The sequence below is a fragment of the Roseburia intestinalis L1-82 genome, from assembly GCF_900537995.1.
GTDB lineage: Bacteria > Bacillota > Clostridia > Lachnospirales > Lachnospiraceae > Roseburia > Roseburia intestinalis.
This window is the reverse complement of sequence record NZ_LR027880.1, coordinates 1,236,962-1,261,038: the sequence shown is the minus strand read 5'-3', so window position 1 is coordinate 1,261,038 and position 24,077 is coordinate 1,236,962. Positions and strand designations below refer to the sequence as shown.

Here is a 24,077-nt window from a genome sequence, read left to right as displayed (position 1 = left end):
AAACCTTTCCCTCTTTTACTCTGCCCCCAGCGCCTCCACCGGCACCAGTTTCGACGCCTTATACGCCGGATAGAATCCAAACAGTGTTCCCGTGATGAGTGCAAACAGCAGTGCAATCAGGAATGCTGCCGGTGTCAGTTCAACACGCACACCAAGATACTGTGCCACAGGAGTGACGAGCAGGCTTGACACAATGCCAAGCACGCCGCCGATCAGACTGATTGCAGCCGCCTCCGCTAAAAATTCAAACAAAATATTCCTCTGGGAGCAGCCGATTGCCTTTAAAATACCGATCTCATTGGTGCGCTCTTTGACAGATACAAACAATACGTTCATGATGCCGATACCACCGACCACAAATACAATGGCTGCCATAGCCATCAGAAGCATCGTCAATATCTCATTGGACGCCGATGCAGCTTCCATCTTGCTTCCCGCATCCTCAAAGGTAAATTCTGCATTCGGATAGGAAGTTGCAAGCACTTCCGTGATCTCCTCCGTGACACCGGACACATTGCTTACATCCTCCGCGATCACGGTGATAGTCGGACTTACATTCGTTCCCACTAAATATTTCACCCCGGTCGCATACGGAATGAAAACGGAATCATCCGGGCTGATACCGGAAGCCACCGTACCCATAGAAGAAAGCACCCCGTTTACCACATAAGATCGGTCATCGATATAGATCACACTGCCATATGCATCGATTGCACTTCCAAAGATCTCTTCCGCAATAGAAGCGCCTAGCACGCAGACTTTTTCTTTATTCTCATCATCGGATTCTGTGATAAAATCTCCGACTGCAAGACTGAGATTACTGATAGCTGCATAGCTGTCCTTGACTCCGGCGATCGAGTAGGTCTGTGCCTCATCGAGATCACCGCCATCCACGGTAGACCTTGTCATATAGGAGATCGTTGCCGCCGAGATCCCGGAGACAAAAGTTTCAATATCGTCCACGTCATCTTCATCTAACGTGATATTTTCCTGGTTCATGCGGTCTTCCATATCACTGCCGCCGCCAAAGAAGCCACCCATGTCACCCGGCATGCCGCCTCCGTCACCACCATTTCCACCTTCGGGGCCACCCGACGGTCCACCGCCGGAAGAGTCGCCACCGCCCGTAAATCCTCCCGAAGGTCCACCGGAAGCCCCTGACCCTCCCGATGAACTGCTGCCGGATGGTGCACCGCTGCCGGAAGGCATCATCATCATTCCTGAGTCTGATGAGTCATCGGAACTTTGATTTCCACCACGGTTTTTATCACCGCCGTCATAGGAAATATCGATTGCACCTGCATTTAAGTTTTTAAACTGGTCTGCCACATCCTCCTGACCGCCTTTTCCGATGGCAATCACCATCACGATCGTTGCCGCGCCGACAATGATACCGATCGACGTCATGATTGTTTTAAATTTATTCTGGGTAATATTGATCCAGACAAGTCTTAATAATTCCGATGGTTTCATTCGCCCGTCACCTGACTTTCTATCAGAACCGTCTCTCCCTCGGAAAGTCCCTCCGTGATCTCCACATTGACGCCATCGGAAAATCCGGTGGTCACCTCTTTTTTCTCAATGGTTCCATCACTGTCTTTGACTTTCACATAAGAAACCGTTCCCTCGTTGATAATCGCTTTATTAGAAACATAGACAACGTCTGCCACCTGTTTTTCAATGAATGTCACATTTCCGGTCATATCCGTGTAAATACCGTCCACGTCACCATTTATTTTTACCGTCACATTATAAGAAATCGTAGAAGAACCGCTCGATACGGAAGTATCAATGCTTTCGACCTCACCGGAAAACGTCTGATCCTCGTAGGCATTCAGTTCGATCATGACCTCGTCCCCGATTGCGATCTCAGAGATATCCTCCTCGGAAACGGATACCGTCATCGTCACTGCATCTGTATCCGCAAATGTCACAATGCTCGTACTTGTGGACAGATCATCTCCTGCCTCATATCCGACCGACATGATCGTGCCGTCATAATCCGAATAGATTGTGCCATCTCCGACAAATATCTCAAATTCAGATAAAGCCTCTTTGGCATCTGTCAACGTGTCCTGCGCCGTATCCACTGATACATCCACGCCTGCCACATCTGCGGAATACTGACTGTCTGCATTTTCGTAGGATAACATTGCCTCTTTGTATTTTTTCTCTGCCTCCACAGATTTTGTAGTGTATGCACTCTTTGCCGCTTTTAATTTATTGTACAGTTTGTCATAATTTCCCTGCTCATCTGCAAGTGACTCACTTAAATCCATTCCACTGTCGATCATTTCCTGATAATAGGTAAGAAGTGCCTGTGACTCATCCACTGCCTCCTGGGCCTCATCCACCGCATCCTGCAGTTCACTGATGGTTGCCTCATATTCTTCCTGTGCAACACTTCCCTCCGCCACACTTAAGTTATAAGAATAGTTCGCACTTACCTTTTCTTTTGCCGAACTGAGTGCTGCAGAGTTATAATCTGCCGAAGCCTCCGTCACAGCTTCCTTTAATTTTTTCCTGTATTTTTCAATGCTCTCATCTGTCAGCTTTAACAGTGCATCGCCCGCTTTTACCTGCTGTCCGACTGAAACATACACTTCCTCTACCTCCAGTACCACCGATGAATTATTGGTGGATGTTCCTGTTGTCTGGGTTCCACTTGTCTGGCTGCTGCCAGAATTTGAAGACGTACTGATATCTTCATCCATATCCTGTGAAATGCTTCCGATTGTCACACTTCCACTCTCTGTAATCCCGACGGTAAGCGTTCCATATTCTGCTGTCGTTTCTTTATAAACCGTTTCTGATTCGCCGCTGTCCGAAGTCTGATGTGCATATACGCTGATCCCTCCGATCAAAAGAAGTGCTGCTGCGCCCAATGAAAGAACTACTGTCACTTTTTTCTTTTTCATTCTGTTTTTTCCTCCTGCTCTCCCTGAAATGTAACGGTTGCGGAAGAACCAGAACCAAGTCTTCCATCCGAATTATCAATTGAAATGATCACTGCATAAGTAACATTCGAAACACTGCCTCCGGTCGTTGCCGAAGATGCGATTGATGAGACAGTTCCTGTCACTGCTCCATCCCGGTTGCCTGCTATCATGACAGATACCTCATCGCCGACACCAACCTGTGCGATATTCTCCTGTGGCACTTCCACGGAAATCATGATCGTCTGTGTATCACAATACAGCGCAAACGCAGTACCTGACTGCAGCGTATCTTCTGCCTCATAAGGCACTGCCGCGATCGTTCCATCTTCATCCGCCGTAACAACACCATTTTCTAATGCAAGAAGTGCTGTCTGTTCCTCTTTTAATGTATCAAGTGTATCCTGCGCGGACTCCACTGCACTCTCCAGTTCCGAGACGGTCGATTCATAGGTACTTCCCGCATATTTTCCTTCCACCACTGCAGTGTCATATTCATTTTGCAGTTCTGCTTTCTGCATTGTCGCATCACGCTCTGCCTGTTCATAGTCAGATTTTAAATCATCCAGACTATCCGTCAGTTCCGTAATTTTAGTGTTGGTTTCTTCCACATTTTTATTGTAAGTTTCGACCGCGGAGTCAAATTCCTTCTGTGCCTGTTCGAGTGTACTCTGTGCAGCATCTGCAGACTGCTGTGCCTGTGTCAGCGTATCCTGTGCCTGCGCTAATGCTGTTGTCGCTGCATCAACTGCATCCTTTTTTTCATCAATCGCACACTCCACATAGTAATCATTGTTATCGATCTTCGTCTGATATTCCGAAATCTGCTCTACCGCCTCATCATAGGCTTCTTTTTTTTCTTCCACTGCGGCATCTAGCGCATCTACCTGTGCCTGATAACTGTCCGCTGCGGTCTGAGCTGTCAGATCGGCGTCCTGCTTTGTGCTCTCCGCAGAAAGTTTTCCGCTTGCAAGATTCGCCTCGGCTGTTTTTAATGTATTCTCGGCATCACTGATGGCATCTTCGTAATCTGATTTTGCCGCTTCCATGCTCTCATCCGTCAGTTTAAACAGGGCATCCCCTTTGCTCACGGTATCCCCGGATGAAGCATAGACTTCTTCCACGGTCATTGTGACTGCATTTACCGTAAATTCCGGCATCTGGCTGACCGTGCCGATCTGCGTGGTACCTTCTTCCGAAAAAGAGCCGTCTGTACTCTCCTGCTGGTCTGTATTCTGAGCTTTTACACTATTTTCCGTACTGTCCGTCTGTGCTCCGGATACTGCAGCCTGATATCCGATTCCGCCGGTCATCACACAGACTGCTGCGATGCTGGCGATCACACTTGCCATTCTTTTTCCTGGTTTTCTCATTGCCTTCCTCACTTTCCATACTCATGCGCTCCGTTTTGACAATACAAAAATAACACTGCAACCTAAAGAACAGCTGATTGCAATGTGATGGTTATGTGAAGAAAGCGTTAAATAAGTGTGTCATATAAAAAACCGGAGTGGCACACATCTTTTTGCACCACTCCGGCATTTTTCGTTTTTCATGATATTCTTTTTTATGATTGCCGGTTGTCACACACTCACGTTGTCATGTGCACCAGGTCAGTGCGTCTCCCCACTGATCGTCTTCACATCTGCCTCGTTCTCAACGATCGCCCGGATGCCGCACGCTAATGCCTTTGCGATCATCTCCGCCGGCATGCTCGGTGTTCCCTCCGGCAGATCAAGCGTCTGCTCCGGTAAGTATGGGACATGGACAAATCCGCCCCTCATATGTGGATATTCCTTATCGATCATGTAGAGGACACGGTACATGATATCGTTGCAGACAAAAGTTCCGGCTGTATAGGAAACGCGCGCCGGGATCTTTGCCTCTTTCATATACTGTACCATGCTCTTGACTGGAAGCGACGCAAAATATGCATTCTCTCCGTCTTCCCGGATTGGTGTATCGAGCGGCTGCTTTCCCTCATTGTCCGGGATACGCGCTTCCATCAGATTGATTGCGACCTTTTCCACTGTGATCCCGGATCTTCCACCAGCCTGTCCGACACATAAAACTGCATCCGGATGATGTTTCTCCACTGCAGCCCTGACCACTTCCTCATCCCTTCCAAACACGGTCGGGATTTCAATTTTGATCACTTCTGCCCCCGCTATCACATCAGGGAGAAGTTTGACTGCCTCGTAGGCAGGATTGATCACTGCTCCGCCAAACGGTTCAAAGCCTGTCACTAATATTTTCATTCGTATGCTCCTTTTATCTCCGGTTATTTGTTCAAGAAACGATCCCACTCTTGTGTATCCCCGGAACCGCTGACGCGAAGCAAAAAGGTATGATCCTCCGTATCGATGGAAATAACATAATTTCCGTTTTCCTGCTCAATGGAATACACTTCACAGCCCTCTAATTCTTTGAATTTGTCTGCATACGCCTCCGGTGCGATCGTAATATCCTCATTTTTCTGTTTTAAATTGCCGTTCGCATCATAGACTTTATAGCCTTCCTCCACCAGTGCTTCAATTTTCGGTTCACTGATCTTTAAAACCAGTTCATTTGCACGCATCTCCCGGATATCGCGGTTGCAGGAATTCGCCGGCAGAATCGTCACATTATCAAATACGATTTCAAACATCCCGTTTACCGCGCAGATCTGCGCAATGTATGCCTCCTTAAAACAAAAATGATCCAGTTCATTTATCGTATGATATTTCATGGTAATCCTCCATTCCCACGCTGTTTTCACAGTATTTTCTCTGATCATTATACCATTTCCCATTTCATTTTGACAATTCGAAAAAAATACCGTACAATTCTTTCGGTTAAAAATATTTATCATCATTATTTTACGGAGATCAGCCTATGAAAAAAATTGCTTTTTTTGATATTGACGGAACCTTAACCTCGGAGATCGACGGTTCCCTGCCGAAGAGTGCCATAAATGCCATTAGACATGCGCGCACCTTTGGTCATCTGATGTTTATTAATACCGGCCGCTGCTTTCAGAACGTGGAACCACGTTTCAGACGGATCGGTTTTGACGGATATGTCTGCGGATGCGGCACAAATATTTTCTGTTCCGGCACAGAGGCACTGCACGTTGCACAGACACACAGCATTACCATGCAGCTGTTAGAGGCGGCACGCAAAACCAATGTGGATATTCTTTTCGAATCCAGAAAAGAAGTTGCCTTTGATAAAAGCAAATCCCTCACACACCCGGATGCCATACACCAGTATAAAGCATTTTTAAACCGCGGCTATGATATGCCGGAGAATTTGGAAAATCCGAATTTTTTCTGCGATAAATTTGTGGTCTGGTATCAGACTCCTGACCAGTTAGAAGAATTCCGGAAAGTCAGCGATCCTTATTTTACCTGCATCGACCGCGGCGGTACCTTCCGCGAATTTGTTCCAATCGGTTACAGCAAAGCGACCGGCATCCAGTATGTGCTTGACTATTATCATCTGGATCTTGACGCCGCCTATGCGATCGGCGACAGCAACAACGATCTTCCGATGCTCTCTTATGTACCAAACAGCGTCGCCATGGGAAATGCTTCCCCGGCTTCCCTGTTTGATCAGGTATCTTTTGTAACAAAACGCGCAAGCGAGGATGGTATCGCTTATGCGTTAGAGCAGCTTGGATTTTTCGAGTCGTGATTTCTTTACACAGACACCAAAATTTCCGCGGACATTCTATTCATTCATCATGCAGATCATCTTTTATTTTACGCAATATCTTGTTTGAGACAGGTCTTAATATCATCCTCAGCATTACTGATCTGTCTCAAATGAAACGTATCGGTCAGATACTGTAATACATTCGGACTTAAAAATGCAGGCAGTGTCGGTCCAAGATAGATATTGTGGACACCGAGACTTAAAAGTGCCAAGAGATCTGCCACCGCTTTCTGTTCATACCACGAAATGATCATGGAAAGCGGAAGTCCGTTGACATCAGTTTCAAACGCATCCGCAAGCGCTGTGGCGATCCTGACCGCCGAATATACATCATTGCACTGTCCGACATCTAAAAGTCTTGGCAGTCCTGCCACCTCCCCAAAGTCTAACTTATTAAACCGGTATTTTCCACAGGCGAGTGTTAAGATCACACAGTCTTTCGGCACCATCTGAGCAAATTCCGTGTAATAATTTCTTCCCGGTCTGGCTCCGTCACAGCCGCCGATCAGGAAAAAGTGCCGGATCTGTCCGCCTTTTACCGCCTCCACGATCTTATCTGCCTGACTTAAAGCTGCGGCATGCCCAAAGCCGACTAAAATCTCTTTCTTCTCCTGATCTTCCCTAAATCCTCCAAGCTCCAATGCCTGCTTTATAATCTCACTGAAATCTTTTTCCCCTTTTTCATTTTTTCCGATATGCTTCACACCTTCCCAGCCGACCACGTTCGTGCTGTAAATGCGGTCTTTGTAACTTTCCCGCGGGCGCATCAGACAGTTTGTCGTCATCAGGATACAGCCCGGAAGGTTGTCAAACTGCTTCTGCTGCTCCTGCCATGCACCGCCAAAATTTCCGATCAGATGCGGATATTTTTTTAACCCCTCATAACCGTGGCACGGCAACATCTCACCGTGGGTGTAAATATTGATGCCCATATCCTTTGTCTGCTCCAGCAGCATCTCAAGGTCTTTTAAGTCGTGCCCGGAAACAATGATAAACGGACCTTTTTTGATTGTCACATCCACCTTGTGCGGATATGGATTTCCATAGATCGTCGTATTTGCCTCATCAAGTTTTTTCATAACCGCAAGCGCCATCTCACCGGTGCGCATCGTCATGCGGATCAGCTCCTCCACCGTCAGACTGTCATCTGTTGTCGCCTCAAGCCCCAAAAGATAAAAATCATCCACTTCGTCACTGTAATAACCAAGTTCTCTTGCCTGATGTCCGTACGCGCTGATGCCTTTTAATCCATAAATGATCGTCTGGCGCAGGGAACGGATATCCGGATCTAATGTATTGTCGTACATGATTCCCGCAAGCGGTGCATCGCGCAGCATATCGCTCTTGCTCTCCGGCAGATCGTAGGCAGCATGTGCCGTCGGATTGCTGCTCCTTCCCGCCATCTCCCTGACCTGCTCTTTGATCCGCTGTGATTCCCGTAGCAGTTCTAAATGTGCATCCACATCAAAATTCACGTTCGTTAATGTTGTAAACAGCACGTTTTCAATAAAACTGACCACTGTCTTATCCATATGTGCACCGTTTTCCATCAGCACTTTCCCGTAGCAGCTGATCCCCTTTACCTGAAAGATCAAAAGATCCTGCAGATTAGCGATCTCCGGCGTCTTTCCGCAGACACCGAGTTTGGTGCATCCCTTTCCGTTTGCCGTCTGCTCACACTGGTAGCAGAACATCTCATAGTTTAAATCCATGTTATTTCCCATCATAATCTCCAATTCTAAAAAAATTCCATATCCGCAATATCTTTTACGATCTGCGCCATCTGCTCCTTTGTCTGTGCACCTCTCGCCGCATCAATGACCTGCCTCTTTTCGTCTTCCGTCATCATGGAAAACTGTCCTAACGCTTTCTCATTCATCGCTAATCCAAACCCAAGTCCTACCGGTAATCCATCTTCTTTAATCATACAATCCTCCCTGTTTTCCGGAGGAAAATGCGAGCTCATTAGCGAGCAGAGGATTTTCCTCCCTGTTTTCCGGAGGAAAATGCGAACTCATTAGCGAGCAGAGGATTTTCCTCCCTGTTTTTCACCTTGTTTCCAACAATAGAATGCACGCTCCGCGAACATTCTATTGTCATAAATAAAAAAAGTAAATGCCCCATCACAGGAACATTTACTTTTCTCATTTGTATTTTTATTTAGTTTTCTCCGGTATTTCTGTTTTTATACGAGAATCTTACTTAAAATTTCATCTTCAAGTACCAGTTTTTTTGCCGCTTCACGGTAGTTTTCCTCATGCAGATAAGTGTGGCGGAACGGCTTGATGGATGGTGCCATATCGATTGCCTTGATAAAATCATCACGCTTCATCTTTAACGTCGCGGCATAATCAAAAAATCCTGTTTCCCGCAGAACCGTCTCCACACGCACATAACGGTGATCCTGCACTTTACTCATGATATAAGTTGCGATTCCGACCTGAATCCCATGTAACTGCGGAATTTCTAATATTTTATCCAATGCGTGTGAGATCAGATGCTCACTTCCGCTTGTCGGTGCACTGCTTCCTGCGATCTCATTGGCGATCCCGCTCATGGCAAGGGAATCCACCAGCTCCTTTAAAAAAAGTTCATCTTTGATGCTCTCATACGGTGTCCGCACAAAACTGTTGACCGCCTTTTTCGCGATCATGACAGCAAAGTCATTCACTTCACTATAACCACATTTTTCCTCATAGATCCAGTCATAAAGTGCTGTGATCTTTGAGATCATATCGCCGATCCCGGAATAGATAAACTTCTCCGGTGCAGTTCTTATGACCTGTGTGTCCACAATAATGCCGTAAGCAAGCCGTGCCGGAACCGAAGTGCGCTTTCCGTGGACAAGAAGGGATGCACTCGCACTGGAAAATCCATCACTCGAACTGGAAGTCGGCACACTGATAAATGGAAGATTGCGTAAAAATGCCGCATATTTTCCCGCATCAATGACCTTTCCACCACCGATGGAAATGACCGCCTGTGTCTTATTTGGCATTGCAAACGCCAGTGTAATGATTTCGTCGATATCCACGGTATCCAATTCACTGTATTCTAAGACTTTGATATCCTCCTGCTTTAATGAATTCATCACATCCGTTCCAAACATATCGATCAGACCATTTCCAAAAAAGATAACGGCCTGTTCGATTCCTTCATTCTTTAAATAACTGCCTATTTTAGTTAAAGCACCTTTTCCAACTTTTAAGATGGATGGTATTGAAATACCTTTTCCTGTCTGCATTCTGTTTCTCCTTTTCACTACCCTGTTTCTCTAAATTATTTTAACCAATACTCTGAAATATCAACCCAATATTGACGCAAGTGTCTCCTTTAACAGACTGACATTGACCGGAAGTGTTTTGCAGTCCTCCCTGTCAGGCTGTCTGATCATTCGCGTTACCTCCAGTCCATCCATTTCCTGCATCATAATATCCTGGCGGTGTAGTACGCACATCTTCCACTGCTTCTTTTCTATTATACACCTCCTTAACTTCAATGCCAAATGTATCTAAAAGCATACATGCAATTTCCATATTCAATGCATTATCCTCCACCACAAAGACTCCTTTTCTGGTAAAATCCATGGACAGATCCGGTGTCATCTCATGCAGCAGATCACTTTCCACCGGTTTTAACTGCAATGTAAAATAAAATCTGCTTCCCTTCCCAGTGTACCTTTTAACTGTATCTGGGAATCCATCTTGTGAACAAGACGGCTGCTGATTGATCTTATTTGTGATGATAGATCCTATCTCATCCAAATCTTTTCGATTTTCCTCGTTATCCAGCATTTTGGGCTAAAGATTACAAAACCGGTGAAAAAATAATTTACCTCAAAGTTCACCGGTGTTTCAGTCTCAGAAATATCACGTTTTAAACAGCCATAGTTTATGCAGAAAAGAGACGCAGATTTTATATCCACGTCTCCTTATCGCTGCGTTATTACATGCTTATTTTTTTATTGTTACAGATTTAACACCGCTGTAGCTTCCATTACCTTGATATAGTATGTACCGGCAGTCAGATACACTTCATAGGATGCCACAACTCTTTTCGTATTTTCATTACAATCTTCCGTATGTGAATAAAGTTCTTCCTCATCCGTAGAATATACGGATACCTCACACTTCTCCATCTGTGCCGTCATCGCAATCGTTAGTTTTCCTGCTTCCGGCAGTGTAACATAGTACAGGTAATAATCCCCCTGATTTTCACACACACCTGAATATGTTCCGCCGATAACAGCATCGTAGGTTCCTGCTAAGATCTGTGTCGCGCCAGACTCTTTTTCAGTTTCTGTTTCTTCCGATATTTCAGTTTCTGCTGTATCTGATATTTCCGTTGTTTCGTCTAGCTCTGTCGCATCTGTGCTTTCTGTACTTTCTGTTTTGTCTGCGGTTTCTTCTGTCACCGCTTGCTCTGTCACAGTGTCTTCACTCTGCGAGACTATTTCTGTGGTTTCACTGACTTCTAATATATCGAAAAGAAACCTTACTCTTTTAGTAAAGCATAGCAATCAGCTTATTGTCAACAAAATCCAAACATTTTTGCCGCCCAGTAGATCAGTCCCAATACCCAGCTCGAAAAAATACCATACAAAATGACCGGTCCCGCGATCGTAAATATTTTACAACCGATTCCAAAGACCTGTCCCTCTTTCTGAAACTCGATCGCCGGTGCCGCAACACCGTTGGCAAATCCGGTGATCGGCACGAGCGCACCGGCACCTCCCCAGTTTGCAAGTGACGGATACAGATTAAGCCCTGTTAAGATCACAGATAATAAGATCAACAGGATACTGCACCAGCTACCCGACATCTCTTTATCAAGTCCAAGGCTTTTACAGATATTTAAAATGAACTGCCCGATGCAGCAGATAATCCCTCCCATCACAAATGCCTTTGCCATATTTGCTGCAAGGTTGTGTTTTGGGGTGATGGACTCCACATATTCATTGTATGCCTGGTCTCGTACTTTTTTGTCTGCGCCGTATGACACTTTGGATAAATTTTTCTGCTTTTGCTCATCTGATGTTTTGGCTGAACTGCTTTGTTTGGTGGTTGGTTGTGCCATGGTTTTTCCTCCCGTATATTTTCCTCTTATTGGAATAGTATGTCAGATCTTTTCTATATTTATTCGCAGCTTTTCAAAAGAACTCTTAGAATGGGCAGATGCTCCCTATGACTCCAATCCAAATTACCCTGAACAGTTGATTCACAGAATCGTTACCGTCCACAGATACTGCTCGCCTTTTCCCCACAGGAGCAGCTCCTTCATCTGTTCATCATACTCATCGGTCGGCTTATAGTCCTTTAGCATCGAAAACAGGTACTTTTCCTGTTCATCCTTCGGCTCTGTCTTTTCGATTTCCTGATGTAAAAGTACCCCCAGTTCGATCGGTTTGATGTCATCTGAAATCTCAACCCCGGATAATTTTGCAATAAGCCCTGCAGCATAATAAAATTCGTAGTTGCCGGTCAGGACAGATTTCTGCATGTTGCATTTTATGATAACACTCTGACGTGCGATGGATGTGACCATTTCTCATTCCCCCTGTTTGTATTCATTATGAAAAATCCGGAACAAAAAATTGTTCCAAACCTCTATCATTTTAATCTGAAATTTTTCACACGTCAAACCTCTCCTACGACAACCCTTCCCCGATTTTTTTCACAAAATAATAAAGCGCCCCGCACGTCTTGCCGACCGCCATCGTCCACATGACCCACTGGAGACCAACTTTCAGTTTTGCCCTGCGAAACAGGATTGGGAATGTGTTTAATATCTCTGCGAGAGCCACCGCGATACAGCCGACAAACATTCCCGCCGAGAGCCCGTACAGGCCGAGAAAGATATGTCCTGATACCTGTCCAAGCGGAATATGCATCTGCAAAAATACGGAGACGATATTTCCAAGGATTCCGCCAAGGATGATTGCCTGCTCAAAGCAGAGCGTACCCGCCGCACGGTTACATTTTCCGATCATACGGGGAACAACACCGATGACGATCACAAAAGCAAACGTTCCCGCAGCGACCGCGCCGCCAAACGCAATTCCTAAAAATCCGAGCAGAATATGATTAAGAAACATCTATGCTGTGACCTCCTCTGCCTGCATTTTCAATAAATGTGGTATCCACATCTTTTTCGTATTTCCGCATCTCGATCTGGATCGGCGTTGGATCGGGCGTGATCTTCTTTCTTCCGACATGATTGAAAAATAAAATGATGCCAAGTCCAAGTCCGATGCAGTAGCACACTTCAAGCTCATTCACACCGTCCGCCTTTGTCCCCGTCACCTGTCCGTATAATTTGTCAAACACATCCGTCACGGAAATATCATTGTTAAATGCCATGATCGTAAATGCGGAGCCAAAAAAAATGATAATGCATAGCAGCACAGTTTTGATTGTATTCATTACCTTTGGCTTTTCCGGGTTCGGAATATATTCTATGATAAAATCACTCTCGCCTTCATTGGAAATCGTCAGCGACGGATAATCTTCATGAATCTGCTCAATGATCTTTAACACAGAAAAAACCTGCATCTGGTTTTTCTCTTTTTTCTCATCTTTCTGATTCGTAAAACTGTATATCTTTTTCTGTTTTAACTGACGCAGAACCGCTTCGTTCGTGCACTCCATCTTTGCAATATCGTTCAGCACGACATGCCGGTCATAAACGATCGTGTTCTGCTCGATTTTCAAATAAAGTGTTTCGTTATTTACGCCCATATCTTATTCACATCCTCATCCTCCGAATTGTCATATACCAACATTCCATCCGTCGGTATCTCATTTTCTTTCCGATATTTTGTGTAGAAACAAACCCCGACCACCAGTATCATAACTATCACTCCAAGTAAAACTGCTCTGTATTTTCTACAATTCATAGTAAACCTCATTTCTGAGCAACTTGTTGCGAAGAGGCAACGAGAATCTCAAATTCTCGTAGGCATGTTTTTTTATGCCTTGTCATAGAAGCTATTTGTTTTTGCTCAGAAACAAATAGCCGTGCGAAAAATAAGCTATCGAGCTTATTTTTCACACTAAGCCTCCATTGATTTCTGACTTTGCAAATTATTATCTCTTTTTTTGGGGATATTATGTATAAACAAAACAGAAGCATTAGAATATGTAAAATTACTTTTACAGGAAATCATTGCATATGGCATCTTACTTTTTATTGGAAAGTATATAATTTTTTACACATGACAGATTGCTTTTTATCCAAAAACATGTTATTTTTTCATGAGTGTTTATAATAAAAACTCCTGTCTGACAGGAACGGGATTTTAACATAACAGTTGAACAACTATAATGATCAATTTCACTGATAGAAAGGAACTGCACCATGGCAGTCACAAAGGAAATTTTATCTTTAGCGGTGGAGACCGGAGATGCTCTTCTTCGAAATGGCGCGGAGGTGTACCGTGTGGAAGATACCGTAATGCATATCTTAGAGGCATATGAAATTGAAGAATATGACGTTTATGTGCTCTCAAATGGAATTTTTGCGAGTGCAAATGAAAATAAAGATGATGCGTGCAGCATGATCCGTCATGTCCCGCTCGGTCAGACACATCTTGGGCGTATCGCAGCCTTAAACCAGCTTTCGAGGGAAATCTGTTTCCACGAATGTTCCCTAAAAGATGCGTGGACACGTTTAGATGAATGTAAAGCGATTCCCACCTGCAGCAAATGGACGGAAGTCTTTTTCTGCGGTCTTGGAAGCGGCAGTTTTTCATTTCTGTTTGGCGGAACTCCGTTAGACGGCGTGATAGCATTTATCGCCGGCGCACTTTTAAATATGGTGTTAAAAAAGTTTTCACAGCGGAAAACTTCAAAATTCATCACCAATATTTTCGGCAGCGCACTTGTGACACTCGTCAGTCTGATCACTTTTTCCATTGGACTGCCGGTTTTGTATGACAAGATCATCATCGGTGCGATCATGCCGTTAGTGCCGGGGATCGCATTAACGACTTCAATCCGCGATTTCTTTAACGGCGATTATCTCTCCGGCGCGATCCACATGATCGATGCGGTTCTCACCGCTTTTTGTATTGCGGCAGGTGTCGGAACCGTCATGACGATCTATAATCTTGTAGTAGGAGGTATTTTGTAATACTATGTTTATTCAGTTTATTGTCAGTATGATCGCAACGCTTTCTTTTGCCGTGCTGTTTTGTGCACCAAAATCAGAACTTCTCTTCTGCGGACTTACCGGTGCGATCGGATGGATCGTCTATCTGATCTGCCTGCAGTTTGACACCGGAACCGTCATTGCAAACATGATCGCAACACTTGCCCTCACGGTCTTTTCAAGGATGGTTGCCGCCCTGCGTAAAAATCCGGTGACCGTCTACCTGATCGCCGGTATTTTCCCACTGGTGCCGGGGGCTGGTATTTATTATACTTCCTATTATTTTATTATGAATGACATGAATGAATTTTCACGTTACGGAATGGAGACAATCAAAGTTGCCGGAGCGATCGTACTCGGTATCATCTTCGGTTTTTCCCTGCCGCAGGCATGGTTTAACGCACTGCAGCACCGGACAAAACGGCAAAGAAGCCATGCCTGATGCCAGCATCGCAAAAGAACTTACAGAAAAACAGAACGGATCCCCTTCTGCTCTAATTGATTCTCAAATACATCGCAGATAGACCGGTCAAACTCCCTGATATCCGTTACCGTTTCGTCCATGATATATTTTCCGCTTTCAATACGCGCCATTTCTAAAACATCATTGAGAAGGGATAGCAGATATTCACTGGAACTTTTGATCTTGCCAAGATAGTCCTCCCGTTTTTCCACGTCATCCCCATATATTTCTAAAAGATCAGTATAACCAATGATGGCGTTCATCGGCGTGCGGATGTCATGAGACATATTAAACCAAAAGGCTGATTTTGCATGGCTTGCTTCCTCGGCTCTCTTTAACGCCTGCTCTAATTTTTGACGGCTTTCCCTTTCCTCTTCGACAATGTCATCGATCGGACGGTAGCCAAGAATGATCTTGTAGCTGTCATCATCTGAATAAAGACGCACTGCCCGCGCTTCAAAGTATTCCATTCCTGCACGGTTCGGCAGTGTTCTGTGCCGGTATACAAAGCTCTCATGATCATCCAGATATGCCATCAGATTCCTGTTGTCAAACATTTCCATAAAGCCCGGGGCCGACTCTTTCACGACAAAAGTATTATAAGAATGCCGTATCCATTGAGAATAGCATTGTATGCTGCCAGACTGGAGTTCTTCGGCAGCACAGTGGGAGAATGATTTTTTCTTGATGACAGTCATGGTATCTGCCATCAGGTCGCATAAGTATGCCGCAGTGTAGTCAATGCACAGAGCGTCATAAAAATGTCTTTCCTGTTCAGATTTATCAAGTGCGTGCTGTAATTCGACAAGCGTGTCGCGTACATTGGCATCCTTGTCTTCAATGTGCCTGACCTTGTCAATGGTTATATTTAGCATTGCAGTTTTCTCCCCGGGTTTATACTATCTTAAGCTGTATTTTACCTTCCCCCGCAGGCAAAGTCAACCTGGTGTGCTGTCCGTTTTACGCTCTATATCCCTTTTCTTTTGAGCATACCGTAATGCATTGTATCTGGTGTGTAGTTTTGGATTTTTATCTTATTTGCAAGTCAAACAGTCAGGATTTTACCGTTAAACAAAATATGATATCTCATTGCCATATCCTGTACCCAGTTCACAAAAGGATCCCAGCCATCGTTTAACACCTCTGCGCGAAAAACAATCTTTTTCTTCTCAAGATTTATCACAATCCTCTGTTTCTTGTATTGATCCAGATAGAAAAATTCTATGCTTTTTATATCACTCCACGGTATGCTTTTTTTCCTCAAAAAATGGATTACCTCTAACAAATATCCTGTACAATACACTTTATAACAGCAGTAATGCGCCAGCACATAAACGCCATAGATGTTAAAAAATCCCATACAAAACAGTGGAAAAATTCCATCTCTGCCTTGAAAAAATTCTATCATCACCTGTGCATCTTTGTTTCTCTCATGCAAAAAAGATAATACAAACATCATATCCAGCGCAGTAACTGCAATCGGGAGCATGTAGTATCTGCTGCTACACCGCAATACCTGAAAATTACCTTCCCCGAAACATTCCTTTTGGTTTTTTCGCCGAAAAATATATTTTTCAATTCTTTCAAAACATTCAATCAGTATCAATCCGACTATGTTTATTCCGACCAGACTTCCCGTGCTGATCGCAAAATCTTTTATCAGCTTCAAATTCGACTCTGCGTCATCACTGAGCAGCATACAGGCAACAGCAAATAAAATATTTGAAATAATGAACAGAAGGAAAAAAAGTATAATCAAATCTGTTGTTGAAGTTTCGCTTTTGTCTTTCATTTGTGAGTGTCCTTCCTGCCTTTGCATACTAACTGTTTTCTTTCCAATTTCATTGTATTGATTATATGCAAAATCAATCATAAAAACAATCGTATTTTTTTACGATTGATTTTATGACCGTTTTCAATCATATCGAAATCTTATCCACGCGGGAAAAAAAATCCTTTCGATATTTTTCAGGGGTTGTGTACAACACTGGGGCAACAGTTGACGGAAACAGCAGTTTAGCTATAAAATAGATAACAGATGGAGGAAGCTGCGAGCATGAAATTAAAACATAGTATTTTAGGGTTACTTTTACTTTTTACCCTGATACCGCTTGGTATCTTCGGAATATTTTCCATTTATGAAACGAACCGCAAGATTGATGAGCTGACGGAGCAGAATGTGCGGGCGATCAGCGAAAATCAGGTGATGAATATCAAAAACTTTACGCAGGACCGCAATAACGAGATGGACATGATCGCGAGTTATCAGCTGACGCAGAACGCGATCCTTTACAGTCTAAGGGAAAATGAAAGCCCTCTGGCACGAAACTATGTAGACAATCTGCTGAAGGAACGCAAAAAATACAGTATCTTTGTAGCGAGCATCTCTGTGGTAAACCGGAATTTTCATGTGGTCAGTTCAAGTGAAGAGTACGAATCGGGCACTGTCAGTGCAATGAAAGATGTCGATCCTAAATATCAGACCGGCGAATTTATTATCGGTGACGTGTATGAGCGTATAACAGATGACGGCAGGAAAAATGTCGTGCCCGCCTATACCGGCGTCTATTATAATAATGAACTGATCGGCTATGTGATGGAGGAGCTGGATACGGCATATTTTGACGACCTGCGGCTGAATATGGACACTCTTGCAGATGGAACTTTCTATCTTCTCGACGGCAATGGGGCGATCATCACGGCAGGTGACACAAAAAACAAGAGAAGCTTAAAGACATTTGTCTCTAAAAGTTCCGACCGCAATGATTTTCAGAAAAAATGGGATGCGATCGACCATGAGAAAAATCCGTCCGGTTATGTGCGCTACCGCTATCACAGACAGGATTATATTACATATTATTCCGACGTGGAAAATACCGGCTGGGGCATCCGTGTGACTGAAAATCTGAGTGCACAGAAGCAGACCGGCAGAACCTACGGTGTGCTGATCGCGCTCGGTCTTTCTGCACTCATTATCGGCGTATTCTGTACACAGTATTTCATGACAAAGAAAATTTTCGCACCGATTACCCATATTCTGCAGGTATTTGCGCAAATCAGGGAAAGTGAGGATTATTCCCTGCGTGTCCACATTCAGGAAAAACATGAGACAGGTGAACTGGCTGCGGGTATCAACGAGCTGTTAGACTATGTGGAACAGGCAGACCGGAAAGAAAAAGAGCGTCAGCAGAAACTTTTACAGATGGCAGAGAACGACCCTCTGACCGGTATCAAAAATAAAAAAGCGATTGAAAAAGAGATGCTTTCGATGGTGCAAAGGGCGGTTGAAAGCCATGAACAGATCACATTCGGCTTTGTCGATATCGATGATTTCAGGGATTATAATACCAATTACGGTCATCAGGAGGGCGATGCTGTCATCCAGTTCGTAGCGCAGACACTTAAAGAAAACATACACGGTGCAGTCGGCAGGATCGGAGGGGACGAGTTTGCATTTTGCTATGCCGGTGAGTTAGAACCGGAACGCATCCGGCATAATGCCGACAAAATTCTTGAGATTCTGCGCACGCAGCATGTAAACGAACAGACCGGCGAGGTGCTGCCGGTGCCGTGCAGTATCGGCATTGTCATGTCCCAGGGCGATACGCTTGACTATACACAGCTAATCCGCAAGGCAGATCTGGCAATGTATCAGGCAAAAGAGAACGGCAAGAATACATTTGTCCTGAACGTGGACTGACAGGCAGGCTTTCCAGTGTACTGTATCAATGATTCAGTACACTAGCTCTGCTGCCCTGCGATCTTTGCCGCCAGCTCTTCTAAATACTCCCACCTGTCCATCTTTTCTTCTAACATTTTCTCTGCGTTTTCTTTCTCCTCAACCAGCTCCCGCAGCTTTGCTGCATTGGTGGCATTCGCTGCCATCTCGTTATCTAAATCTTCTAACTTTAGTTCGAGTGCTGCAATATCATCCTCGATCGTCTCGTATTCTTTCTGCTCTTTATAGCTGAATTTCAGTTTCTTTTTTTGCTTCCAGGTTGCAGTCGAATCATTTTTTTCGATCACACTTTCTTCGGATTTCTGGTTTTGTGAATTACCCGATATATCGGCACCAGCAGACCGCGCCGCAATGTTTCCACCCGGTGTCCTGCCCTCTGCCGCAAGTCGGTTTACATAATCTGTATAGCCGCCTTCATATTGTTTCAGTTTTCCGTCTCCCTCAAAGGCAAAGATACGCTTCATTGTTCTATCAAGGAAATAGCGGTCATGCGATACCGTGACAACAATGCCATCGTAACGATCCAGATAGTCCTCTAAAATTGTCAGCGTAGCTATATCAAGATTGTTTGTAGGCTCATCCAGCAGAATAAAGTTCGGGGATGTCGCCAGTACCCGAAGCAGATTTAATCTTTTCTTTTCCCCGCCGGACAGTTTTCCAATCGGACTGTACTGTTTTTCCGGCGGAAATAAGAAACGCTCCAATAAAACAGACGCAGATATGACTCCGTCCACAGTCTGAATATATTCTGCTGTATCCTTTACATAATCAATCACTCTCTGATTTGGGTCCATATATGACAGATCAATTTCATTTTCATCCTCATTTTTTTCTGAGGCTATTTCCTGCGCATAATATCCCATTTTCACAGTCTGTCCGATGATAACCTGCCCGGAATCCTGTGGAATAATGCCTGCAATAATTTTCATTAAAGTAGACTTTCCACAACCGTTTGGTCCGATAAATCCAACTCTGTCTCCCTTCAAAAAGATATAAGAAAAATCATCGATCAGTTTTCTTTCTCCATAGGCCTTGCAGATGTTTTCTAACTCCACAGTCGTTTTTCCCATTCTTGTAGAAATAGAACTTAATTCTACCTGCGAATCCTGCACCGGAGCCTGACGGTCTCTCAGCTCTTCATAGCGCTGGATATGTGCTTTCTGTTTTGTGGAACGTGCCCTTGCACCCCTGCGTATCCATTCCAGTTCCACACGCAGGATCGACTGACGTTTTCGTTCACTGGCTGCTTCCATTTCCTGCCGCTGGGTTTTTAATTCCAGATACCCGGAATAATTCGTCTGATAACTATAAATTTTTCCTTTATCAATCTCCACGATCCGGTTGCACACACTGTCCAGAAAATACCGGTCATGTGTTACCATGATAAGCGCACCTCTCCATTTTTTCAGATAATCCTCCAGCCAGTCTGCCATATCATTATCTAAATGGTTTGTAGGCTCATCCAGCAGCAGAATATCTGCCGGGGAAAGAAGTACGGATATCAGCGCAAGACGCTTTCTTTGTCCACCGGATAACTGTCCTGCAGGCTGCATAAAATCTTTAATGCCAAGCCGCATCATCATTGCCTTGGCATCACTTTCAACAGACCAGCGGTTTTCATCCGTTACATTTCCTTCCAGCACACATTCCAGACTGCTTTTTTCCGGTTCGAATTCCGGATGCTGCGGCAGATAACGTATGACCACATGGTTAGCAGTCGTAACAGTTCCCTCATCCGTCTCCTCATCCCCCATGATCATCCGCAGAAGCGTTGTCTTTCCGGTTCCATTGATACCAATAACACCTATCTTCTCCCCATCCTGCAATGAAAATGATGCACCATCAAACAGCTTTCTTTCGGCATAGACCTTTGTCAGATCTTCTATATTAATCAGATTCATGTTATTTCCTCTTTTACTTTATTCTATGGCTCATGATACATCAAATAAATTTAGTACAGCTTCAATCCACTGCGTACCGGTTCACTTGTCAGATCCACACCCAGTTTTTTGAAAATTTTAATATCCACCTCGGAAAGCATAACCGAAGTATGCACCTGACAGCCGCGGAGTGCAGGAATCTGCTCAATGGCGCATTTTGCATTTTCATTGGAAACCGCTGCAAGAGATAACGCGATCAAAACTTCGTCTGTGTGAAGTCTTGGATTCTTTCCTCCTAAGAAACGTACCTTCAAATCCTGGATTGGCTCAATTGCCTCCGGGCGGATCAGCTTCTCGTCATGTTCAATTCCAGCTAAATATTTTAAAGCATTTAAAAGCAATGCTGCTGATGCTCCAAGGAAATCAGACGTTTTTGATGTAATGATCGTTCCATCCGAAAGTTCAATTGCTGCGGTCGGAACACCTGATTCCTCCGCACGCTTCTTTGCGGCAACGGTAACTTTTCTGTCGTCTGTCGTGATCTTCGCCTGTTTCATTAATAGTTCGATCTTGTAAACTTCATTTTCAGTCGCTTCTTCTTTTACCAGTTTATTCACTGCGGTGTAATAACGCCTGATAATTTCCATTTTAGATGCCACGCAGCAGGCTTCATCATCGATGATGCAGTTTCCTGCCATATTTACTCCCATATCAGTCGGCGATTTGTAATAGGTATTTTCACCGTATATTCCCTCAAAAATTGCATTTAAAACAGGAAATATTTCTATATCACGGTTGTAGTTCACCGTGGTCTTTCCATATGCTTCCAGATGGAACGGGTCAATCATATTCACATCATTTAAGTCTGCTGTTGCAGCCTCATATGCAAGGTTGACCGGGTGCTTCAACGGAAGATTCCAGATTGGGAATGTCTCGAACTTCGCATAGCCGGCTTTGGTTCCGCGAATGTTTTCATGATAAAGCTGTGAAAGACAGGTTGCCATTTTTCCGCTTCCAGGCCCCGGCGCAGTAATAACCACAAGCGGTCTTGTCGTCTCAATATAATCATTTTTTCCAAAACCATTCTCGCTGACGATCAGTGGAATATTCGACGGATACCCCTCGATCTTATAATGCTGATATACTTTGATTCCACGTTTTTCGAGTTTTTCCCGAAACTGCACTGCACCATTTTGTCCGGCAAACTGTGTGATGACCACACTTCCGACATAGAGTCCTTTTTTCTCAAACTCTCCGATCAGACGGACAACATCCACATCATAGGTAATGCCAAGATCTCCACGCACCTTGTTTTTCTCAATATCTGCAGCACTGATCACAATTACGATTTCCGCAACATCCGAAAGCTGCATCAGCATCTGAAGTTTACTGTCCGGTGCAAATCCCGGCAATACCCTAGACGCATGGTAGTCATCAAATAATTTTCCGCCAAATTCCAGATACAGCTTATCACCGAACTGGCTGATGCGTTCTTTGATATGCTCCGACTGAATTTTTAAATATTTGTCATTATCAAATCCTATTCTCATCTTAATCCCCATTCTTGCGTGTGAAAAATCTTATTTTTCACACGCACTATCCTCTTATGTTTTATTTCTCTCTCAGACACGGAATATATTATACTATATAATCCAGTCAAAATACACGTTTTCTTTTTCCTTTGTTCATTATAAAAAGCTGCCTAATGATATTATCACTATCATTGGCAGCTTTTCTCCTACACATTCATTTTCACTTTATACCTGTCTCTCTTATTTGACCACAACTTTTATTTTTTGTGCACATCCGTTTGTTGCATATACATATATAGAACAGGATCCTTTTCCTTTCGCGGTGATCTTACCATTTTTAGATACCACTGCCACTTTACTGTCTGATGTAGCATATCGGAATTCCGATATATGATTAATGATCGGACGTTTCTTATCCTTCTTGACAATCGAAGCTTTTACGACAGCTTTTTTCCCTTTTGCCAATACATAAGAAGTCTTTTTCAGTTTAATGCTTTTTGCATCTGTTACTGATTTATTCTTCTTTCCTGCTGCATGTATCGTAATCGATTTCGCAACTGTTACTTTTTTGCCATCAACCATCTTATATGCAAGAACATGACATTTTATATTTTTTTTCTGATTGATTCCTTTCTTTTTCAATTTGCTGATCTCAACAGATAAACTATCCGCTGCCTTTACGGACTTTACAACCTTTTCCTTATCTTTTCCGCAGTATGCCATATAAACATCATAACCATCTGCATCTTTAACTTTTCCCCAAGTTACCTTGACCGTCTTTCCTGCTTTCACATTAAATTTCGAATTTAATGCTGCGTCTTTTGCCTCTGTCCTTTTTACTTTTACCGGTTTACTTTCCGTATTCTTTTTATCTGCTGCCTCAGCTTCTCTTTTTCTTGTTTCACTTACATATTTGCAGACACTACAGGTATATCTTTCCACACCTGCTGTTCCATAAACATGAGCTGCTTCATCCTTTTTTTCTGTGGTGTGTTCACACGTGGCAGCATGCCAATGGGAAGTATCATTGCTGCTCCACTCATCCCTAAATGTGTGCCTGTGTTCTACCCATTTTGCATAAAGAGTCGTGTCGGCAGTAAGTGCCTGTCCCGGCCGCGCAATCGTCGTAAAATCTGCATCTGTATACCAGCCGGCAAACTCATATCCATCTTTCGTCGCAGCTGGCAGCGGATCTGGCAGGCTCGTCTGCTTTTCCTCTGCTATCTGACTGCCACCGTTTGTATTGTAGATAATCTTATATTTAATGTTAGCATTTTCTACGATCGTATATGGCGTATTTTTTAACAATGGGCCGGAGCTGTCAAGATTAAAATACCAGTTAAACTCGCTATACCCCACCTTATCCGGATGATCCTTATGGGCTTCCGTAGCCACCACCTCAGAGCGTTTCATATCTCCAGTACCGTAATCCGTGCCCGTCGTAATCCATATCATATTGCACTTTTTACAAACCACAATCTGTCTGTCTACCGTTAACTGAACCCCCCTGTAAACCACATCTCCAGCTTTCAATTCGGCAGGATCAATCGTTCCCGTTGTATATTGTGCTGCATGTACCTGTGTCGTTCCCATTGCAGCAAGCATCAAAAATGCCATCATCATTGATACAACTACATTTATATACCTGCTTCTGTGTAACTTATTCATCCTTTGCATCTCCTT

At 44.0% G+C, this 24,077-nt stretch carries 25 protein-coding genes; 4 read left to right on the top strand and 21 right to left on the bottom strand.

Going from position 1 to position 24,077, the window contains the following annotated elements; genetic code table 11:
* Positions 1 to 15 precede the first annotated feature (15 nt).
* From RIL182_RS05925 to RIL182_RS05905, 5 genes are all read right to left on the bottom strand, one after another.
* Positions 16 to 1,473, bottom strand: a complete 1,458-nt coding sequence (locus RIL182_RS05925; protein WP_006858290.1) for an ABC transporter permease — start codon at positions 1,471 to 1,473, stop codon at positions 16 to 18.
* On the bottom strand, positions 1,470 to 2,918 hold the full coding sequence (locus RIL182_RS05920) for an efflux RND transporter periplasmic adaptor subunit (RefSeq protein ID WP_006858291.1): 1,449 nt from the start codon (positions 2,916 to 2,918) through the stop codon (positions 1,470 to 1,472). The genes RIL182_RS05925 and RIL182_RS05920 overlap by 4 nt, the downstream gene beginning before the upstream one ends.
* The gene (locus RIL182_RS05915) at positions 2,915 to 4,309 is read right to left on the bottom strand and encodes an HlyD family secretion protein (RefSeq protein ID WP_015521497.1); all 1,395 of its coding nucleotides are present in this window, start codon (positions 4,307 to 4,309) and stop codon (positions 2,915 to 2,917) included. The genes RIL182_RS05920 and RIL182_RS05915 overlap by 4 nt, the downstream gene beginning before the upstream one ends.
* A gap of 240 nt (positions 4,310 to 4,549) precedes the next feature.
* Complete coding sequence (gene pcp, locus RIL182_RS05910) at positions 4,550 to 5,194, bottom strand: pyroglutamyl-peptidase I (protein ID WP_044998481.1); 645 nt, start codon at positions 5,192 to 5,194, stop codon at positions 4,550 to 4,552.
* Positions 5,195 to 5,217: 23 nt separating this feature from the next.
* The gene (locus tag RIL182_RS05905) at positions 5,218 to 5,712 is read right to left on the bottom strand and encodes a subtilin biosynthesis sensor protein SpaK (RefSeq protein WP_242655450.1); all 495 of its coding nucleotides are present in this window, start codon (positions 5,710 to 5,712) and stop codon (positions 5,218 to 5,220) included.
* A gap of 98 nt (positions 5,713 to 5,810) precedes the next feature.
* Between RIL182_RS05905 and RIL182_RS05900 the strand changes: the two genes are divergently transcribed.
* The gene (locus RIL182_RS05900) at positions 5,811 to 6,611 is read left to right on the top strand and encodes an HAD family hydrolase (protein ID WP_006855441.1); all 801 of its coding nucleotides are present in this window, start codon (positions 5,811 to 5,813) and stop codon (positions 6,609 to 6,611) included.
* 68 nt (positions 6,612 to 6,679) lie between these two features.
* Here RIL182_RS05900 and hcp read toward each other — a convergent pair whose 3' ends face one another.
* The 11 genes from hcp to RIL182_RS05845 form a co-directional block, all read right to left on the bottom strand.
* Positions 6,680 to 8,356 carry a hydroxylamine reductase gene (hcp, locus tag RIL182_RS05895; protein ID WP_172606702.1) on the bottom strand — a complete coding sequence of 559 codons (1,677 nt, stop codon included), beginning with the start codon at positions 8,354 to 8,356 and terminating at the stop codon, positions 6,680 to 6,682.
* 14 nt (positions 8,357 to 8,370) lie between these two features.
* Positions 8,371 to 8,559 carry a hypothetical protein gene (locus tag RIL182_RS05890; RefSeq protein WP_015521492.1) on the bottom strand — a complete coding sequence of 63 codons (189 nt, stop codon included), beginning with the start codon at positions 8,557 to 8,559 and terminating at the stop codon, positions 8,371 to 8,373.
* A gap of 38 nt (positions 8,560 to 8,597) precedes the next feature.
* The gene (locus RIL182_RS05885) at positions 8,598 to 8,780 is read right to left on the bottom strand and encodes a hypothetical protein (RefSeq protein ID WP_006855444.1); all 183 of its coding nucleotides are present in this window, start codon (positions 8,778 to 8,780) and stop codon (positions 8,598 to 8,600) included.
* 37 nt (positions 8,781 to 8,817) lie between these two features.
* The gene (locus tag RIL182_RS05880; RefSeq protein WP_006855445.1) at positions 8,818 to 9,876 is read right to left on the bottom strand and encodes an iron-containing alcohol dehydrogenase family protein; all 1,059 of its coding nucleotides are present in this window, start codon (positions 9,874 to 9,876) and stop codon (positions 8,818 to 8,820) included.
* A 133-nt stretch (positions 9,877 to 10,009) separates the two neighbouring features.
* Positions 10,010 to 10,396 carry a histidine kinase gene (locus RIL182_RS05875; protein WP_242655451.1) on the bottom strand — a complete coding sequence of 129 codons (387 nt, stop codon included), beginning with the start codon at positions 10,394 to 10,396 and terminating at the stop codon, positions 10,010 to 10,012.
* A gap of 203 nt (positions 10,397 to 10,599) precedes the next feature.
* Positions 10,600 to 11,061, bottom strand: a complete 462-nt coding sequence (locus tag RIL182_RS05870) for a hypothetical protein (protein WP_044998482.1) — start codon at positions 11,059 to 11,061, stop codon at positions 10,600 to 10,602.
* A gap of 101 nt (positions 11,062 to 11,162) precedes the next feature.
* Positions 11,163 to 11,708: a SpoVA/SpoVAEb family sporulation membrane protein gene (locus tag RIL182_RS05865; RefSeq protein ID WP_006855448.1), complete on the bottom strand. Its 546-nt coding sequence runs from the start codon at positions 11,706 to 11,708 to the stop codon at positions 11,163 to 11,165.
* Positions 11,709 to 11,849: 141 nt separating this feature from the next.
* Positions 11,850 to 12,176: a DUF3837 domain-containing protein gene (locus tag RIL182_RS05860; RefSeq protein WP_006855449.1), complete on the bottom strand. Its 327-nt coding sequence runs from the start codon at positions 12,174 to 12,176 to the stop codon at positions 11,850 to 11,852.
* Between the two features lie 103 nt (positions 12,177 to 12,279).
* Positions 12,280 to 12,726 carry a stage V sporulation protein AB gene (locus RIL182_RS05855; protein ID WP_006855450.1) on the bottom strand — a complete coding sequence of 149 codons (447 nt, stop codon included), beginning with the start codon at positions 12,724 to 12,726 and terminating at the stop codon, positions 12,280 to 12,282.
* A complete protein-coding gene (locus tag RIL182_RS05850) occupies positions 12,716 to 13,369 on the bottom strand; it encodes a stage V sporulation protein AA (protein WP_006855451.1) in 654 nt (217 codons plus the stop codon). The genes RIL182_RS05855 and RIL182_RS05850 overlap by 11 nt, the downstream gene beginning before the upstream one ends.
* Positions 13,360 to 13,527: a hypothetical protein gene (locus RIL182_RS05845; protein ID WP_044998483.1), complete on the bottom strand. Its 168-nt coding sequence runs from the start codon at positions 13,525 to 13,527 to the stop codon at positions 13,360 to 13,362. The genes RIL182_RS05850 and RIL182_RS05845 overlap by 10 nt, the downstream gene beginning before the upstream one ends.
* A gap of 461 nt (positions 13,528 to 13,988) precedes the next feature.
* On the opposite strand from RIL182_RS05845, the gene RIL182_RS05835 reads away from it, so the two are divergent.
* Both RIL182_RS05835 and RIL182_RS05830 read left to right on the top strand, forming a co-directional pair.
* Positions 13,989 to 14,762 (top strand): threonine/serine exporter family protein, encoded by a 774-nt coding sequence (locus RIL182_RS05835; protein WP_006855455.1) that lies wholly within the window; start codon positions 13,989 to 13,991, stop codon positions 14,760 to 14,762.
* Between the two features lie 4 nt (positions 14,763 to 14,766).
* Complete coding sequence (locus RIL182_RS05830; protein ID WP_006855456.1) at positions 14,767 to 15,222, top strand: threonine/serine exporter family protein; 456 nt, start codon at positions 14,767 to 14,769, stop codon at positions 15,220 to 15,222.
* Between the two features lie 20 nt (positions 15,223 to 15,242).
* Here the strand turns inward: RIL182_RS05830 and RIL182_RS05825 are convergent, their stop codons facing one another.
* The gene (locus tag RIL182_RS05825) at positions 15,243 to 16,118 is read right to left on the bottom strand and encodes a sensor histidine kinase (protein ID WP_006855457.1); all 876 of its coding nucleotides are present in this window, start codon (positions 16,116 to 16,118) and stop codon (positions 15,243 to 15,245) included.
* 170 nt (positions 16,119 to 16,288) lie between these two features.
* Positions 16,289 to 17,035, bottom strand: coding sequence for a hypothetical protein (locus tag RIL182_RS05820; protein WP_015561355.1), 747 nt, complete (start codon positions 17,033 to 17,035; stop codon positions 16,289 to 16,291).
* A gap of 246 nt (positions 17,036 to 17,281) precedes the next feature.
* Between RIL182_RS05820 and RIL182_RS05815 the strand changes: the two genes are divergently transcribed.
* Entirely contained in the window at positions 17,282 to 18,943 is a 1,662-nt protein-coding gene (locus tag RIL182_RS05815) for a sensor domain-containing diguanylate cyclase (RefSeq protein WP_006855459.1), read from the top strand.
* Between the two features lie 41 nt (positions 18,944 to 18,984).
* Here RIL182_RS05815 and RIL182_RS05810 read toward each other — a convergent pair whose 3' ends face one another.
* From RIL182_RS05810 to RIL182_RS05800, 3 genes are all read right to left on the bottom strand, one after another.
* Complete coding sequence (locus tag RIL182_RS05810; protein ID WP_006855460.1) at positions 18,985 to 20,883, bottom strand: ABC-F family ATP-binding cassette domain-containing protein; 1,899 nt, start codon at positions 20,881 to 20,883, stop codon at positions 18,985 to 18,987.
* A gap of 50 nt (positions 20,884 to 20,933) precedes the next feature.
* Positions 20,934 to 22,412 carry a DUF1846 domain-containing protein gene (locus RIL182_RS05805; RefSeq protein WP_044998484.1) on the bottom strand — a complete coding sequence of 493 codons (1,479 nt, stop codon included), beginning with the start codon at positions 22,410 to 22,412 and terminating at the stop codon, positions 20,934 to 20,936.
* A gap of 222 nt (positions 22,413 to 22,634) precedes the next feature.
* Complete coding sequence (locus tag RIL182_RS05800) at positions 22,635 to 24,062, bottom strand: InlB B-repeat-containing protein (protein WP_134523146.1); 1,428 nt, start codon at positions 24,060 to 24,062, stop codon at positions 22,635 to 22,637.
* Positions 24,063 to 24,077: the final 15 nt, after the last annotated feature.